19 protein-coding genes are annotated in these 16,959 nt (G+C 39.5%); 2 read left to right on the top strand and 17 right to left on the bottom strand.

From position 1 onward, the window contains the following. Window positions 1–6: 6 nt before the first annotated feature. Window positions 7–3,192, bottom strand: a complete 3,186-nt coding sequence (locus DW694_RS14910; RefSeq protein ID WP_173740862.1) for an HsdR family type I site-specific deoxyribonuclease — start codon at window positions 3,190–3,192, stop codon at window positions 7–9. Window positions 3,193–3,209: 17 nt separating this feature from the next. Further along, entirely contained in the window at window positions 3,210–3,416 is a 207-nt protein-coding gene (locus DW694_RS14905; RefSeq protein ID WP_008789334.1) for a helix-turn-helix transcriptional regulator, read from the bottom strand. 693 nt (window positions 3,417–4,109) lie between these two features. Between DW694_RS14905 and DW694_RS14900 the strand changes: the two genes are divergently transcribed. Together DW694_RS14900 and DW694_RS14895 are read left to right on the top strand one after the other, a co-directional pair. Beyond that, window positions 4,110–4,961, top strand: coding sequence for a site-specific integrase (locus DW694_RS14900; RefSeq protein ID WP_118753252.1), 852 nt, complete (start codon window positions 4,110–4,112; stop codon window positions 4,959–4,961). Then, window positions 4,954–6,105: an IS91 family transposase gene (locus tag DW694_RS14895; RefSeq protein ID WP_118753251.1), complete on the top strand. Its 1,152-nt coding sequence runs from the start codon at window positions 4,954–4,956 to the stop codon at window positions 6,103–6,105. Before DW694_RS14900 ends, DW694_RS14895 begins: the two co-directional genes overlap by 8 nt. 295 nt (window positions 6,106–6,400) lie before the next feature. Here DW694_RS14895 and DW694_RS14890 read toward each other — a convergent pair whose 3' ends face one another. The 15 genes from DW694_RS14890 to DW694_RS14825 form a co-directional block, all read right to left on the bottom strand. After that, the gene (locus DW694_RS14890) at window positions 6,401–6,988 is read right to left on the bottom strand and encodes a helix-turn-helix transcriptional regulator (protein ID WP_110103169.1); all 588 of its coding nucleotides are present in this window, start codon (window positions 6,986–6,988) and stop codon (window positions 6,401–6,403) included. A 315-nt stretch (window positions 6,989–7,303) separates the two neighbouring features. Then, window positions 7,304–7,807: a methionine--tRNA ligase subunit beta gene (locus tag DW694_RS14880; RefSeq protein WP_227574222.1), complete on the bottom strand. Its 504-nt coding sequence runs from the start codon at window positions 7,805–7,807 to the stop codon at window positions 7,304–7,306. A gap of 140 nt (window positions 7,808–7,947) precedes the next feature. Next, entirely contained in the window at window positions 7,948–9,183 is a 1,236-nt protein-coding gene (locus DW694_RS14875; RefSeq protein WP_015526700.1) for a tyrosine-type recombinase/integrase, read from the bottom strand. A gap of 35 nt (window positions 9,184–9,218) precedes the next feature. Further along, the gene (locus DW694_RS17015) at window positions 9,219–9,389 is read right to left on the bottom strand and encodes a hypothetical protein (RefSeq protein WP_015526701.1); all 171 of its coding nucleotides are present in this window, start codon (window positions 9,387–9,389) and stop codon (window positions 9,219–9,221) included. 93 nt (window positions 9,390–9,482) lie between these two features. Next, window positions 9,483–9,692, bottom strand: a complete 210-nt coding sequence (locus DW694_RS14870) for a DUF6462 family protein (RefSeq protein ID WP_005609464.1) — start codon at window positions 9,690–9,692, stop codon at window positions 9,483–9,485. 92 nt (window positions 9,693–9,784) lie between these two features. Continuing rightward, window positions 9,785–9,967, bottom strand: a complete 183-nt coding sequence (locus tag DW694_RS17335) for a hypothetical protein (protein ID WP_286187195.1) — start codon at window positions 9,965–9,967, stop codon at window positions 9,785–9,787. A 10-nt stretch (window positions 9,968–9,977) separates the two neighbouring features. After that, window positions 9,978–10,154 carry a hypothetical protein gene (locus tag DW694_RS17330; protein ID WP_286187194.1) on the bottom strand — a complete coding sequence of 59 codons (177 nt, stop codon included), beginning with the start codon at window positions 10,152–10,154 and terminating at the stop codon, window positions 9,978–9,980. Between the two features lie 12 nt (window positions 10,155–10,166). Next, the gene (locus tag DW694_RS14860) at window positions 10,167–10,406 is read right to left on the bottom strand and encodes a hypothetical protein (protein ID WP_005609451.1); all 240 of its coding nucleotides are present in this window, start codon (window positions 10,404–10,406) and stop codon (window positions 10,167–10,169) included. Window positions 10,407–10,648: 242 nt separating this feature from the next. Next, window positions 10,649–11,023 (bottom strand): hypothetical protein, encoded by a 375-nt coding sequence (locus tag DW694_RS14855; protein WP_044961323.1) that lies wholly within the window; start codon window positions 11,021–11,023, stop codon window positions 10,649–10,651. Then, the gene (locus DW694_RS14850) at window positions 11,016–11,483 is read right to left on the bottom strand and encodes a helix-turn-helix domain-containing protein (protein WP_044961321.1); all 468 of its coding nucleotides are present in this window, start codon (window positions 11,481–11,483) and stop codon (window positions 11,016–11,018) included. The genes DW694_RS14855 and DW694_RS14850 overlap by 8 nt, the downstream gene beginning before the upstream one ends. A gap of 140 nt (window positions 11,484–11,623) precedes the next feature. Next, window positions 11,624–13,498 carry an AAA family ATPase gene (locus DW694_RS14845; RefSeq protein WP_015526705.1) on the bottom strand — a complete coding sequence of 625 codons (1,875 nt, stop codon included), beginning with the start codon at window positions 13,496–13,498 and terminating at the stop codon, window positions 11,624–11,626. A gap of 37 nt (window positions 13,499–13,535) precedes the next feature. Then, window positions 13,536–15,179, bottom strand: a complete 1,644-nt coding sequence (mobQ, locus tag DW694_RS14840) for a MobQ family relaxase (RefSeq protein WP_110103167.1) — start codon at window positions 15,177–15,179, stop codon at window positions 13,536–13,538. Next, window positions 15,179–15,544: a DUF3847 domain-containing protein gene (locus DW694_RS14835; protein ID WP_015526708.1), complete on the bottom strand. Its 366-nt coding sequence runs from the start codon at window positions 15,542–15,544 to the stop codon at window positions 15,179–15,181. The genes mobQ and DW694_RS14835 overlap by 1 nt, the downstream gene beginning before the upstream one ends. Window positions 15,545–15,786: 242 nt before the next feature. Continuing rightward, on the bottom strand, window positions 15,787–16,014 hold the full coding sequence (locus tag DW694_RS14830; protein WP_015526709.1) for a helix-turn-helix transcriptional regulator: 228 nt from the start codon (window positions 16,012–16,014) through the stop codon (window positions 15,787–15,789). 29 nt (window positions 16,015–16,043) lie between these two features. Continuing rightward, window positions 16,044–16,454 carry a single-stranded DNA-binding protein gene (locus tag DW694_RS14825; RefSeq protein WP_015526710.1) on the bottom strand — a complete coding sequence of 137 codons (411 nt, stop codon included), beginning with the start codon at window positions 16,452–16,454 and terminating at the stop codon, window positions 16,044–16,046. Window positions 16,455–16,959: the final 505 nt, after the last annotated feature.

Here is a 16,959-nt window from a genome sequence, read left to right as displayed (position 1 = left end):
TCTCCTTTATGCCACTGAATAAGTCTGGTTATACTGGTCAAGATACTGTTTTGTAATCCTGCTCTGTATAAATACTCTATCCTCACGAGCACTCGCTATTCCCAACTTATCAATGCCTGCTTTTATTTGTGTCATAACCGTTCTCTCAAAATATGCGTCTTTCTTCAATATATCATTTCTGTCATACACTTTCTGGTCAATATCAGACTTAATAGAAAGCAAAACATTCATAATAGACATATCATATTCTGAAACAATCGGCTGTTTATTTGCTGCTTTTCGAGCAAGATTTTCTTCCCTGATTCTTTTATGAACCCTTGCAAATTTCGCATCGCCATTATATTTTCTCAGCAGAACCGTGTTTTTCTTCTGCAATTCATCAAGCTTTTTCAGAATATCTTCCAATTCCTTTCCTTGCTCCTCAATCTCAGATACACTCTTAGGTTCAAAACCATGTTGCTTGAAGCGAAGCAAAAATGCTTCCTGCAAAGTAATAAACTCAGGGTCATCAGGGTCGATATTCTGAGTAAAGGCACGAACAGTCTTTTTATACTTTTCTGTTACTGCGTCTTTACCACCGACGATTTTCAATTCTTCCTCGCTGATTTTGCTGAAATTAAAAGTAATATCCTCCATTGCTTCATTGACAAGCAACTTTGTGGTATCATCACTTGCAAAAAGTTCTTTCTGATTTATGTTATCAATATGATGTTGCACCTCTGAAATCAATGATGGCAATTTTGTTAATTCCATTTTTGCAAATGTTTCCTTTAACTCATCATCGCCAAAGGTTCTTACCAAATTACAACAATCACGAGCAGCAATAAGAATTTTTTTAAGTTTAAGCAATTCCTGCTTATCCTCAATCGTGGATATTTCAGAACTAAATTCTTCTGCATTATCTGTGGTGTAGTTAAAAAGAACCTGCTGCACTTCCTGCATTTGTTTAATGAGTTCTGCCGGGTCTTCAATAACCTGTTTGAATGTATCTGTTTCATTTCCCGCACCAACTTCATTCGGGTCATTAAAACGGTTCAGCTCTTTGAGGTATGCTTCATTTGTTTCCTCAAAATTCCTTTTTATATTTGCAAAATCAATGACATAACCATAATGGTTTTCTTTATACGGTCTGTTGACTCTTGTAATTGCCTGCAACAAATTATGGTCTTTCAATTTTCGACCAAAATACAGGCGTTTCAATCTTGGTGCATCAAATCCGGTAAGAAGCATATTGAAAACGATAAGAATATCAACTGTCATATTATTTTTGAAGTCATCAATAATCTTATCTCTTGTATCTTTGTCATCACTATCGTGAAGTATAAGTCCAGCTCGCAAATGACTTTTCATAGAAGCGTCTTTATTAAGTTCTGCTTGAATTTCATCAAAATACGCAAACAGCTTCCTTGCCTGCTCACTTGTTTCACAAATGACCATACCGCCGAGCGTATTATCTCCCTGAATTTGTCTAAATCTCTTTAGGTCAGAAATAATATATCTAAGCAACTCTTTGACATAGTTATCGTGTTCAACAATCTGACTTTTCTTTACGTCTTTCTTTTCTACCAAGGTTTCAAGTTTTTCATAAATTTCAGAAAGTCGCTCCTTATACTGCGTTTCTATATCCTCACGGATAATTTTCAGCGTATATCCATCTAAAATTGATTTGTCATAATAGTATGTATGAATATAATTACCAAAAACTCTCCAAGATTCTCTTTCTTCTTTCAAAAGTGGTGTTCCTGTCAACGCAATCTTAATCGCATTTTTATCCGCATCAAGAAGATTAGCCAAGAATGAGCCTTCTGGTTTATATCCTCTATGTGCTTCATCAATAATAAACACTCTCTGCAAATTCGTTGCATACGCAGGAAGGTCAACTTTTGACCTATCTTCAGCAAAACGCTGTATATTTACAACTGTAATTTCTGGTTTTCCAGTATTTCCCTCTTGTGCCTGATTGTTACGGAACTGTTCCATAAGTTCAGCACGGGAACTTGCTGTTTTTACAACCAATCCACGAGCTTCAAATTCTTCTGAAGCCTGTTTCAGCAAATCAAGGCGGTCAACAATGAAATAAAACTTTGCAACTTTATTTTGCTTGCTAAAATAGTCAGAAAGAACATAAGTCAGGTAATAAGAAAGGGCTGTTTTTCCACTACCTTGAGTATGCCATATAACACCTGAATTAACACCTTCATCAATCTTACTTCTTACTGTTAATGCAGCAAACATCTGTTGATAACGCATTATATGTTTCTGCTCAATAAACTCTATCTTGCCATTTATTTCTTTATGAAAACGAACATAGGCAATTCCATATTTTAATATAAATAGCAATCTTTCAGGACTACACATAGATGTCAGTACACGGTTGGTTGGTGTATAGGTATCTAAATTTGTTTGATATTCCGGAGAAGTATGAATAACCTGACAATTAAAGTCAGTCAATATCTTCTTTTCAACAATCGAGTCAATATCCTTATATGGGAAATCTGCATTATAAGGTGCAATATCCAAATTAGTAGGATTTTCTTCTCTGAAACAGTTGAACGGTGCAGACTGTTTTGCCGTCGTACAGTAGAATGCCCCCTGAACCGGAACAATACCACCCATAGTGTCATATTCCATATTATTAGAAAAAATCATCAACTGTGTAATATTCAAAAATCTCCTAAATTTTTTATTAGGAAATCTCTTTTGGTTCATTCTCTTGCTTTCTGCAACCATACCGCCGTGATTATTCGGCTTCTTTACTTCAACAAACACAAGTGGAAGTCCATTTACAAACAACGTAATATCAGGTCTAAATTCATCTTGGTCACGCTTACAAGTGAACTCAGCGGTAAAATGATATGTATTATTTTGGGGATTTTCAAAATCCACCAATCTAACAGGCGAAACAGACGATAAACGCTCGTAAAAACTGCGTCCTATATCATCATTATCTAATTCCTGCCTAATAGTTTTCAATGTCTGTTCCGCTTCTCCTACGTGAGTAGGATTAAGCCGTGCAAACTGCTCCTTAAAAACATCTATTAAGATATTGGTATCAGGGTCATATACTGTCCCTGCCATATCCTCAGTTATTTTTCCAAAATAAGTATAACCAAGGCGTGTCAAATGAACCATTGCTGGCATTTGGACACGGGTAGCTTCGTTAAACATATTTTTCTTACCACTTGCCGCCATCTTCAGACCTCCTCATATCATTCGTCTAATATGACTTCACATACATCGCCAATATCACAATGAAATACTTTGCAAATTCTCATAAGCACATCAAGGGATACTGTTTCATTCTTATTTAATTTTGTTGCAACAGACGATGAAATTTCCGCAGCACGCATTAAATCTTGTCTTTTCATTTGATTATCAATCATAAGTTTTTGAAGTTTATTGTAGCTTATTCTCATCTGTAACGCTCCTTCGTATTCTCCGTTCCTTTTGGTTACAGTTACTCATTTGACATTATACTATAAATAATCTATTTTTTCAAGATATAGGGGTTTATTCGCAACTCCTATCCGGCAAGGTGTCACTTTTTACAAACACCTAATACGACTCTTTTAAAGAATAATAAAAAAGAGATGCCGAAGCACCTCAATTATACATTCTATTATTAACATTCATCGCAAGCGTTAAATTCTTTTCCGACCACTCCGAAACAAGCTCCGGGTGTACTTTTGCTAAACTGTTATTCATAGCCAAACCTCAACCTCCTTGTGCTTAGAGTATATGAAGTTTTGGCTTTATCTTGTAGTTTGCGAATATCCGTATAAATAGAAAAAGCCCTTTGAGAAAAGGATTTCTCCTCTCTCAAAGGGCAACCTGACAAACTGGAATTGAACAAAATCGCTGCGCGATGGCCTACCAAGGCTATGGCATAGCGATTTTCTTTTTTCTATAACAAAACAGTGGAAAGCAAGTCCTAAAAGTAGTATTGTTAAGTCACCACAACGAAACAATCAAACAGGATCGACCTTCCCACTGCCTATGAAAAGAATACCACCCTTCCGCTTGGTTGGCAAGCGGTTTTATGACCCAAATGCACCTCCATATAAAGCAGTGTTCTGGATAACTACTGATTTTATATGGAGGATTTTATTATGTATGAAAAATATTTAGAACAGCTTGAGGAAGCCGGAAAAATCCGTAACCTTAAAGAACGTTCCATCAACTGCTATAAAAACTATGTCTCTTATTTTCTGAAATATCAGAATAAGAATCCTGAAGAGCTTACCTGTCAGGATGTCAGGACTTTTTTGCTTGCGAAAAAAGAGGAAGGACTGAAAGCCACAACCTTGAATCTCTATAATTCTGCTATCCGTTTTTTCTATCGGAATGTCCTGCATATCCTTTGGGATGATATCACGGTTCCGCGTATGATCCTGGAACATAAACTTCCGACTGTACTGACCGCCTCTGAGATTGACCGTTTGTTATCTGCTGTTGACGATATCAAATATAAGGCTATGTTCGCAATCATGTATTCTTCTGGCATGAGGGTTTCTGAAGTGATCCATCTTCACTATGATGACATCTCACGTTCAAATATGCAGATCCATGTCCGGGATACGAAAAACCGGATGGACCGCTATACCATTCTCTCTAAGCGTTGTCTGGATATCCTTACACAATACTGGTTTGAGAAAGGTCGTCCCCGTGGCATCCTGTTTCCAAATAAATTTACCGGTAATTACCTGACAGTCAGTACTTTGGAACAGGTCATGCGGCGGGCAGTAGCTGATGCTGAACTTCCGAAGACAGCAACCCCGCACTGTCTGCGCCATAGCTTTGCAACCCATCTGATGGAACAGGGCATAGAACGGCAGAACATTCAAGCTCTACTTGGACACCGTGATCCGAAATCCACGGAAGTATATCTTCATGTCAGCAACAAATCCCTGATGGGCATTCAAAGCCCTTTTGACAGGAAAGAAGGTGCCGGCCATGAATAAACCCACCGTCCAGGATATTTTCCGGCATTTTTATCCGGCATACCTTGAAAGCTGTTCCCCATCCCCGGAACAGGCAAAAGTTGCCCGGAACATCCTGAAGTGCAAAACAGGAGCTTATGGTGCGAATGTCAGTGTATGCGAAGACTGTGGTGCTGTCCAGATCCATTATAATTCCTGCCGGAACCGTTGCTGTCCCATGTGTCAGGCTGTTCCGAAGGAAATGTGGATGGATGCTCGCAGAGAGGATGTGCTTGATGCCCCTTATTTCCATCTGGTGTTTACAGTCCCTGATATTCTGAACTCTGTCATTTACAGTAACCAGAAACTGTTATATGACACGCTGTATCATGCGGCTTCCGCTACCATTCAGGAACTGACATCCGACCCAAAGCACCTCGGGGCTTCTGTTGGTTATATCTGCATCCTGCATACATGGGGCTCAGAAATGAATTTTCATCCCCATATCCATACGATACTGCTTGGCGGCGGCCTGACACCGAAAAATGAGTGGAAAGACAATGGTACGGAGTTTTTTCTACCCATATGGGCTATCTCCAGAGTCTTTCGTGAGAAATATATGGATGAGTTGAAAAATCTCTGGAATACAGATCAGCTTGAGTTTCATGGAACAGCAGAAAAATACCGTAATCATTATGCTTTCAAAAAGCTGATAGATTCCTGTTATGATATAGAATGGGTTCCTTACTGTAAGAAAACTTTTAACGGTGCACAATCTGTGATTGATTATCTCGGAAAATATACCCATAGGATCGCTATCAGCAATCACCGCATCATCCATATGGACAATGAAAATGTTACTTTTTCTGTTAAGGATTACCGGAAGGAAGGACAATGGAAGGAACTGACCCTTTCTGGTGTTGAATTTATATGGCGTTTTCTGATGCATGTGCCACCCAGACGTTTTGTCAGAATCCGGCATTATGGGCTTCTATGTTCCCGCAGCAAACACAAAAAGCTCACTTTATGCCGAAATCTCCTCGGATGTAAAAAATATCTTTCAAAGCTCAGGGATAAGGAGATGCCAGAAATATTGAAACAGCTATACGGGATAAACATCTATGTATGTAAATCCTGCGGTGGACATCTTGGGAAACCACAACTGAGAATACCGCAAAGGTGTTAAAATCCAAATCTTTTATATGTTTTCTAAGCCTCAAAATCCTGAGGTTTAATTGTTATACCTATTTATCTGAAAATCCTTGATTTTTGTAGCGTCAGCATAGGAAATCCTGTATAATCATGGATAAGAACAAAAGATTAAAAGTCCATAGGTAGTAGCTACTCGGACGCTCACTTTGTTCAATTAGGTCAAATCGAAAATGGAGTAAACGAAGGGGCAGTTCACTGAAATGTCAAAACTGCTTTTTCGTTTACTCCATCATCGATTCTAACCTAAAGAATTTGGCGTTCCATCACTATTAGTTCAAAAGGATGTGCATCAGAAAACCAATTAAAACGCAAACAACAAATGTTGTCAACGCAGTACCTATAACTAAAAGAATTTTTTGATAAGGACGTTTGCCTATTTCTCGTTGCTTATGAATATCATCCAAAAGTTTTCCCTCAGAAAATGCGACAATTTCTTTATAGGTTTGAACATCATTATCTTTTTTTACCTTTTCAACCTTAAAGGCAAAGTACATAGAGATTGCCCAAATGATTCCCCAAGGAATGAATGCCCAAACACCAAGCCACATAAATAGCGGAACTGCAGAAACAGCAGTTGCAATTAGCATTATAGTGTAGGATTTTCCATAGCGATTCATCTTTTCAATTTCTTCTTTTTGAATTACATCTTTCATAACTTCAATATCTCCTTTGATTAGATTGTCAAGGGAAATTTGAAAGATTTCACTCAGTAATACCAAACTATTCACATCTGGATAGCTTTTATCATTTTCCCAATTTGAGATTGTTTGCCTTGAAACATAAACACGATTGGCTAACTCCTCTTGGGATAAATGTGCTTCCTGACGATGCATTTTTATTTGCTTTCCAAGTTCCATCTCGTCACCTCCTTGCATACTCATACTAATCGAAAGGTCTTATTTTCGCTATCAAAGTGCATTGACATCTATGTTTTCCGTGTGTCAAAGGTCTTTTACAGACCGTAAACTTCCGATTTGTATTTCTATTTGTTTTAAAAATGGGCAACTCCGATTGGAATTGCCCACTCATTGTACTAATTATGCGATTTTTTCTTGCTTGCACCGATTTCTGCATCAAATGATGTAAGTTTGATGTAAATCGCTGTTTTTTAGTTTTTTATCAAATGAAGTACGTCCCGTCTATTCGGTAAAACGGTACATCTTTACATCATCTTAATAGAGCTTTGCACCTGCTGGAATATGGTCATCAACCATCAGAAGATGGAGCTTTTCTTCGCCTTCTTCTTCGTGGATAGCACTGAGGAGCATACCGCAAGAGTCAATGCCCATCATAGCTCTCGGTGGAAGATTTGTGATAGCGATAAGCGTCTTTCCAACCAGTTCTTCAGGCTCATAATAAGCGTGAATACCGCTTAAAATAGTTCTGTCTGTGCCTGTTCCGTCATCAAGAGTGAACTGTAAGAGTTTCTTTGACTTCGGTACTGCAACACACTCTTTAACCTTTACTGCACGGAAATCTGACTTGCTGAATGTGTCAAAATCAACTGCTTCCTCAAACAAAGGCTCAATCTTTACCTTAGAAAAATCAATCTTTTCAGGCTCAGCTTTCACTTCTGCAGCTGCCGGAGCTGCTTCGGAAGTCTTGGAAGCTTTCTTATCAGCGTCCAGGGACTTCATTGTCGGGAATTTTTTTAGCATTTCTTCGTTATTCTTCATAACGCTTCGCTGGGCTGTTTCTATTAAATTGTCTTCTCTTCATCATTATTCATGATGAACCATTGTCAAATTATATTTGTTGTCAATTTGATGTCATTTGGTTCTTTCTGTTGTCAGATGGAAGTCTTCATAAGCCCTTCTTAAAATACATCCATTGTTGCAGCCAAATGTTCAAATGTTTCCTGTTTTTTCTCCTCGGTCGCTTCCGCATAGATATCCATAGTAGTCTGAATATCCTTATGCCCCATGATCGACTGGATAACCTTCAGATTGGTTTCTCTTTCACAAAGTCTTGTACAAAAAGTGTGTCTCAGATTGTGTGCCGAAAAGTTGGGGAGCAGCACTGGCTCTCGATGCTCTTTTCTTGCTTCTACTTCTTCCGTCGCATTGTAGGAAGAAGATATCCTCTTGATTGCCCGATTGACTGACTGTGCATTCATTATATTTCCATAACGGTTACAGAAAATAAATCCTGTCATTCCATCAATCTCTGCATCCGTCCAGCCTTTCTCTTTCTGTTCTTCCCAGATCATTTCAAAAGCATCTTTTACCGCATCCAGCATAGGAATCGTCCGCATCCCAGCTTCTGTTTTCGGTGTTGAAATGTGATTTTCTGAGGCACGATCCTCACCTACCGGATAATACGTCAGATTATGATTAACGCAGATAATCCGCTTCTTATAATTGATGTCTTCCCATCTCAATCCCAACACTTCACCGATACGACAGCCAGTTCCAAGAAAAACGGTAAAGATTGGCCACCAGTGATAATAAATCGGATGCGTGGCAATATATTCAATAAATGCTCTCTGCTGTGGAATTGTCAGTGCATGTCTCACACCGGTTTTCATACCCAAATTTTTCTTTAACTCTGCCATGACACCATCCGAAGGATTTTTTCTGATAATGTCATCCCTCACTGCCAGTTGAAAAGTCGGATGCAGTAACGTATGAACTGTTTCCAGTGTATTGATCTGCAATTCTTGTTTCTCAACCAGGTAATTATAGAATTGCACTACATCTGAATACTTGATCTCTGCTATATTCCGCTTTCCAAATGTATCTCGCACAAAGCGGTCATACATATACAGATAATTGCTCTTGGTCGTCGGTTTCAGATTGTTTTTGAGACTCATGTAACGGTCAAATACAAAATTTACAGTAGCCTTTCCGGCAACATAGATATCCAGACCGTCCATCTGATCTTTCAAGAGTTGTGCTTCTTTTTCCCGAAGCGTTACAAGGTCTTGTGCATAAACATATTTACGTCTTCCAAGTGGGTCCGTATAAGTATATACATACCTCTCATCGGAACGTCTCTGTGATTCACCTTTCCGCAGGACTCTGCCCCGCAGATCTTTTCTTGTCTGTGCCATATAAATCCTCCTTCAAATAAAGGAAGGACTCCATATTATTCAGGTCTGTTCAAAACTTTCTCCAGTCCCTGCAAGACAACTTCTGTCACAGTCATTTTGTGTTTTCCGGCATAATCACAGATACGCTTATACATAGAATCTTCCACCCGGATACTCAATACTTTCTTTTTTACATTTTCCGATTTTGGTCTCCCTGTTCTCGCCATATCTGTTCTTATTCCTCCACATCCACATTATAATTTTCGTATGACAAAAAGTCAATCCCTGTTTTTCGTCCTTCCGCAAGTTTCTTCTGTTTTCTACGCAATCCGAAATGTCTCCAGATATTTCTCAAAGATCTCACAATTTACAAGCGCAACTTTATCAATCTTGTACACTGCTTTCGCCTCTTTTGCCAGCTCTTGGAATTTTGTCAGCCCAATGCTGTAAAGTTCTGCCCCTTCCTGATAACGGACAAATTTCTTGGCTATTTTCTTTGTCTTTTCTACATCTTTACGTGCATATCCCATACACGACACCTCCTTTTGGGCATGAAAAAAGCAGCTACCCTATTTTTTTCATAGACTAACTGCTCGTGTTAAGTTCCATATTCAGTTTTATTCTATAAATCCGACAGTGAAATTCGGTCATATGCGCCATTTTTCTTATCTTCCGGGTGTGGTTCCAGTCCGATAATCGTAATGTCTTTCTGGTCTGGTCCATAAACCCAGTACATTCTCATTGCGCCACTGGTTTTGTTTTCCAGATAAGACTGCCACACTTTCATTCCATAACGTCTGGACAATGGCTCTATCTCATGGGTTTGAAGACTTGGATACCCTGGATCTGCCGATAACAGCTTTAAAGCCTTTCCCCATTTTTTTATACAACTGTTCTTCCTTCTTTTTTATATTCCCAGAACGATATTTCTCCTGCAGATCTAGCCAAAGTTCCTGCATTTCAGGGATTCCCATTCGTATATTAAAGTTCATTCTTTGTTCCTTTTAAAAATCTGACAGGTCAATAGCCGGAGAAACATCTCCTCTTTTAAAGTTACTTACTGCACGATCCATATCTGCCAGGGTTCTGGCTGAAATGCTCTCTGGCACTGCCAGTTCCCGAGGTTCCAGAATAATGCAGCCATTTCCATATTCTTTTACATTATAATACTGATAAGCAGCTCCTCTGAGGGTAATCCTTTTTTTATTGTCCAGATGAGCAACATAATCTTTCATTGCTTCCATTATCAACACCTCCTACGCAAGCATTTGTGTGGGAAATCCCACCTCTTGCTATTATAATACGCTTTTCTATATTTTCTGTCAATCCAAATTTACTTATTCCTATACACTTAAAAATATCCATACGCCGGCAGGTGGCAGACGGCAGATAAGGTATCTATAAAACGCTGTACCTTCTTAATCTGTCTGCCACCATCCGTTTTTTAATCAGATATTCCTGTTTATTCTTCATTCGGTCTCTTACATCACACATTATCTGCCTGAATGTTTTCTGCTTTTTCACTTTCTTTAGTACACTCATAATCTTCAATGCTTTCCGTCAGTTCATTCTCTATTCCCTGTTTTAATCCATTAAGAATTTTCTCACCTTTTTCTTTATGAACTTTTTTCATTGAATAAAGTTTTTTTGCTCCAACTATTAGTCCTACCCCAGCAAGAGTTGCTGTTGCACCAAGCAATGCGCCTTTTCTCATACCGTTTTCTTCAAAAAAATCTACCATAATTTTCATTCCCTCTTTCATATCCCCATCACCGATATTTTTCAGACCATGCGTCATATCCGGTGCAGCTTTACATTCATTAGACAATAACTCTGTTATTTTTTTACTAAGATCACTCATTTGCATCCCCCTTTACATTCTCAATGTTTTTCAATAAATATTCCAGGCTTTTTACCTTTGTTTCTTCATCAACTATTTCCTGTTCAAGCTGGGCAATAGCCTTCTTCTTATTTTTTATATTTGCATTAACCGTTACAAGATTCTCTTTCAATATCTTTTTTATTTCCTCCGAATCAACAGTAGAATTCTTTATTGCTTCACCTTTTTCAATATTCTTTGCTACAAAAGTTCCTAACAACAATGTCGAGGCAGCAACAATTCCTCCTATCGGATTAGCCAATGCAGCAGCATATTTAGGCGTATTCCTTGTGAATTCTCTCAACATTGCATCAGTGATAACACTCCCCTTCTTCCGCGAATCCATATTAGCCTTTAATTTCCCTGAGCGAATCCATCTTCTAACAGTTTCTTCAGACGTATTCATCATTTTGGCAACTTCTTTTACTGTGTACGTGTCCAAAGAATCTCACCTCCTAAAATCAAGTATACATTTTAATGCTACATTTGTCAATTTTTATAGCATTAAAATGTAGCATTAAATTCAACGATCTATACAATTGTTAAACGGTTCTGATTGGTTGGATTATTCTTTAATATTAATCACACTTTTAACCGAATACAGTTTTCCTGCTTCTCATTTATCCAATACTCCAGTTCATTCTTCATCCGGCTTCTTACATCACGCATTGTCCTCCCGGATATTCCCTGTTCCTTTGCTTTGTCGTCTAATTCCCTGATTGAAATTTCGTTTTTATCAACAAGCAGTTCCTGAATCAGCTTTGCTCCTCGTTCCAGCTTTGTTTCGGTTGCTTTTCCTTCTTTTCCATCTAACAATTCATCTGCCGAAATTTCATAAGCTCCCACCCATCGGAAACCTTCTTCATCTCCCAGTTTAAAAGCCATTGTCTCCCCTGGCGGTGCAAGAGAACTTTTTTCATGAATCAACACTCTCGTTGTCGGATCTTTTCTCACTTTTCCAATAAAAATCAAGCTTCTTACTGCTGCCATGATATCAATAGAGCCAAGCCCCCGGTAAGTACTCTGTGTCCCAGAAGATTTGTTCAAATGACCAATCAGTACGATAGCACAACTGGTTTTCTCTGCAATCATACCCAATTTGCGAAATACCGGACGAACTTCATTTGCCCGGTTCATGTCCACATCTGCTCCGATAAATGCCTGTACCGGATCAATGATTACAAGCCGGACATGATTCTGTCTGACCGCTTTTTCAATCCGATCATCGGATAAGGTCAATACTTCTTCCGAATCATCAATTACCATAACCCGGCTCAGATCTGCTCCTGCTTCCACCAGTCTTGGCTTAATAGTATCGCCCATGCCATCCTCTGCTGTCTGGTAAATCACATTGAATGGCTCAATATCTTCCATGTTTGGAAACAACTTACGGTTCGTGCACGCTGCTGTCAGCATCATGGCAAAATAGGTTTTTCCCTCTCCCGGATTGCCCTGAATGATTGTTAGTTTTCCAAATGGAATATAAGGGAACCACAGCCATTCCACACTGGTCTGTTCAATATCTTTATAACATAACATCGGCACCAGTGCTTCTTTCTCCTGCATTTTCATTGTAACGGTTTCCTGTATCACTTTCTTTCTGTCAGCATTTTCGTCACAGAGAATTTCATTCCAGTCTTTTCTGGCAGGTTTCAACCGGATCACACGATATCCATCCGGAATTTCTCCTGCCAATTTTTCACAAGCTTCATTTCCTGCGTGATCATTATCCAGGCACAGGAAAACCGAAGTAATCTGAGGGCGTTCAGAAAGAAAAGTCATCAGTGCCACACTGGAGACTCCGCCCAGGCTCAGGTAGCTACGTTTCTTCCAGTCTTTTGGAAATAACTGGATAAATGACAGCAGATCAATGGCTGCTTCAAATACAAACAGTTGATTATCCTCTCCTCTGTGACAGAATCCATAAGATTTATCCGAACCAGCTACATCTCCCCGATATTTTATCCCGCCAGTTCCCCTGCAGTGCGCATATCTCGGAATACCGTCTGCATCTCTGCCGACAAATACAACATTATGGTGTTTCTTTTCTTCGTAAATATTCCCACCGGCAATCCATTCCTCCACCAGATCTTTCTCAAGCCTCCTGATTTCTGTCAGATATTTTATGACCGTCTCATTCGTTTCACTTTTCTCCGGTAACCGGAAGTCAGGTGACGGGGCGAGGCAGGACTTCTGCCTGCCTTCGCCTTCTTCATCGATCAACATCTTCACCGCTTCCGGAAATGTGGCATGATAAAATTCCATCACAAAATCCACCGGATAGCCACCCTTATTCTGGCTATGACGATACCAGCGATTTCCTGATACCGTTACACTGTCATGCTTTTTCCAACGGTATTCTCTGCCACTTTTTACCAACTGTTCTCCCCGTGCATTCAGAAAAGAAGCAAGATCTGTCTGGTTTGCTCTTGCGATCTGTTCTTCTGTATACTGCATTTTCATCATCCTTTCCCGTCTGTCCTGCAACAGATTTTTATAAACTTATCTCATTACTTCGTTTTTTCTTCATTTGTCGATTTTTCACTTTTTCTTCCTCAATCAGTTTCTGGTTCTCCGCCAGTCTGCCATGAATAGAAGATTTCTGTTTCGATTCCTGCTCCGGCATTTCTCTTTTTTCTTCTGAAAGCCCGGAAGTATCTGTTTCTGGCATTTCACGATCTCGCCTGGCAATATCAGCACATCTCTGTACCTTTTTCACAAAGGCAAGCTCATCCTGATAGGGCTGATTATCAGCTTTTAATTCTTCAATCATTATACGGAGATCTTCTTTTTCTTTTTTCCATCTGGATTCTGGCAGCCGTCCCTTTTTATCCCGGTATGGTTTTAGTTCACGCTCACATTTACGATAATAATTGATCGCTTTTTTATGCTCCGTATAAAACTTTTCCCGTCTTTTCTGGAAAAAGAAGTGGTTGTATTCATCTATCAACGGCTGATTCTGCTTCAATACCTGCATCTTCTTTTCCAAATCTTCCAGGTTTTTCAGTTGTTCTCTCTTTTCACTGATTTCAGCTTTGCTGGCAGAAATAATTCCATTCAGTTCCTGAATTCGTGTTTGTAAATCGTCCATTGTCTCAATGTTGTGTACCTGAAGATAATTGATGGATTTTGCAAACTCCTGTAAGTTTGAAATTTTCTTTCCCCTTCGTTCCATCTCCGCATAAAAATTTGAAAGTTTCGGGCTATTCTGCGTTTTTTTATCATAATAATCTTGCAGACTCTCCAAAAGCGTCGGGTTCTGCTGCCTTCGATCCAGTTCCATTTTCATTTCTTCATAGGCTGTTTTCATCCACTGGATAGATTCTTTTAAGGAAATGAACATCTGATTGAATTGCCGGATCGCCCGATTCAACTCTCCAATGATTGTTTTGATTCCCTTCTTCTCCATTGCTCTGACTTCGTACCCTTCATGAATTGTCGGGATCAGATCAATTCCCTGTTCTTTATAGGAACGATGGTCGATTCTTGCTGCCATATGACACTCCCGGAATTTATCATTCACTTTCTCGGTCCATGCCTTTCTCCATTCCTTTAAAAGTTCAGGATCGTTCCAACCGGTAGTAGAAACAGCATTGAAGACATACTTTCCTTTGGCATCTTTTATCCTGTTTCCTTCTTCGTCTAAAACATATTCCCGTTTCTGTTTATTTCCCCAAATTCCTTCTTCTGTAAAAGGACGAATTGGAGCAAGTACATGAAAATGAGGATTATCCGGTTCATCTCCATCTTTTGATTTTCCCTCATGAACTGCCAGATCCACAATCATGCCACGTGCCACAAATTGTTCCTGGCAAAATTCTCTCGCCAGTTGGATATTCTCCTCTAACGTCAGTTCATTCTGCAATGCAATGTCAAAAGAATAGGCAAGCTGTGCCCGCTTGCCCTTTTCTGCTCTCTCTACCTCGTTCCATAATGTTTCCCTGTCTGATAATCGTTCCGGCACATAATCCGGTTTGAGGATTTCTGTAAACATCACACCGGATTTCCTCGTGTAATCATGGACTTGTCCATAATAATCGTTATACAATTTTTGCCCGGAAATATACGCAGCCGAATTCACCACTGTCTGCCCTTTTCCTCTGGATACCTGCTTTACAGAAAAATGATAAAGTGCCATCAGCTATCATCTCCCTTCGTGGTTTTCTCTACTTCTTCAGCAATCTGCTGTCGTTCCTTTCTTCCTGCCTCCAGATATCTATCCCGGACTGTATCTCTGTTGTATTTAAGAACTTTCATTTCATTCATTACTTTCTGGAAATCCTCCTGCTCAAGATCTTTGGACATAGGAAACGCTTTTTCAAACTCAGCACCTTTAACCACCAATCGGTGTGATCGTTCTTTCCTCTCGATCAGCTTTTTTCTCTGTTCCAGAATATTCTTATTGTGCATTGCCTGTTCAAGTTCCTTTTTACTTTTTTCCATGTTGGCTTTCAATTCTTCCAGTGACATGGATTCATATTTGGGGTTCTTCTCTCTGGTCATTGTCTGTCTCTCCTTATTTTCACAAACAAAAAGAACCAGCTTTCTCTCATAAATGCTGATTCCCTGATATAAATGAGATAGGCACCTGTGCCGCAAGGGGAGCTATCCCCTTGTCCGAAATCTATGATTTCGCTACATTCCCGGATTAAGATTTCTCAAATCCGGGAACAGCACCGCAGGTCGCACGATACAGGCAGATGTAATTGCCTGTATAGAAGTGCGCTCTTAGCTTGCTAAGAGAATTATGCCGTATCCGGCGTGCTATTTTCATCATCCGTAAATTCCATCATCTCATCAATGGTACAGTCCATTTTTTTACAGATCTTCTCAACTGTCTCCATGGACACATACTTGTTTTTTCCCATCCGGGCAAGAATATTTCCGCTGATTCCGGCGAGGTATTGCATCTCTACTCGCTTCATATTTTTATCAATGAGCATTTTCCATAATCTGTTATAACTCACACCCATAATCCACACCTCCAACCACTTATTCCAGATTAGTCAAATGGGATCTCACCTTCTGCTGCTTCCATAAATCCGTCCTTATCTGTTTTCGGTGTACCAGTTGAGTTTTCACCACCGCTGTTGTCCTTGTTCTGAGCAAATTCATGCTCTTCCACAATTACATCCGTGGTATAAATCATCTTTCCATCCTTGTCCTTATAATTACCAGTACTGATACGACCACCGATCACAATCCGCATTCCTTTATGAAGATATTTCTGTGCAAACTCTGCACTCTTTCCAAATGTTACACAGGAAATAAAATCTGCTTCCTGTTCCCCATCACGTTTATATCTTCTGTTTACTGCCAGCATGTATCTTGCTACTGCCATATCATTATCTTTCCCGGCATATTTAATTTCCGGATTTTTTGTCAATCTTCCCATTAAAATAACCTTATTCATAGTCATTATCATCCTTTCCAGGCATTTCGCCCTGTGAATATTATTATCAGTTACTTTTTCGCCAGCGGTTTCCGTGCGTTTCCCTGTCACCTGCAGCCATCTCAGACTGCCTCTGCCTGCATATACAGGTCACTGACCATAAGGCTCCGGTCAGCCGCCCATCATCGGGAGTGTCATTATGATCTCGCTCACTTTCAGAAAAGAAAGGTCATGGCAAGACTCCTGGTAGACTTCCAGGGTGCACTTATCAGTTGTCAAGGTTCAACAAAGGAACATTTTCAAAACGTCCTCTAATTACTAAAGTCAAATGACCTGGCACGATGCAAAAAATTCGTGATATTTTTTTGCGTTTTTATTACCTTACCTTTTGTTTTCGTTAGTTCCTTCATATACTCTGTACTGAGGCGTATAAAAACGGACATGATTTTGAAAAATAATTGTTCCTCTACCTATAAAGCTGCAAATTCTGCTCGAACGGTACGCCTATTCTGAAATCGTCGGTACA

This window comes from Ruminococcus sp. AM26-12LB, from assembly GCF_003480785.1.
GTDB classification, from domain to species: Bacteria; Bacillota; Clostridia; order Lachnospirales; family Lachnospiraceae; genus Blautia_A; species Blautia_A fusiformis.
The sequence above is the reverse complement of the archived record's forward strand: the minus strand, read 5'-3'. Positions and strand labels throughout refer to the sequence as shown.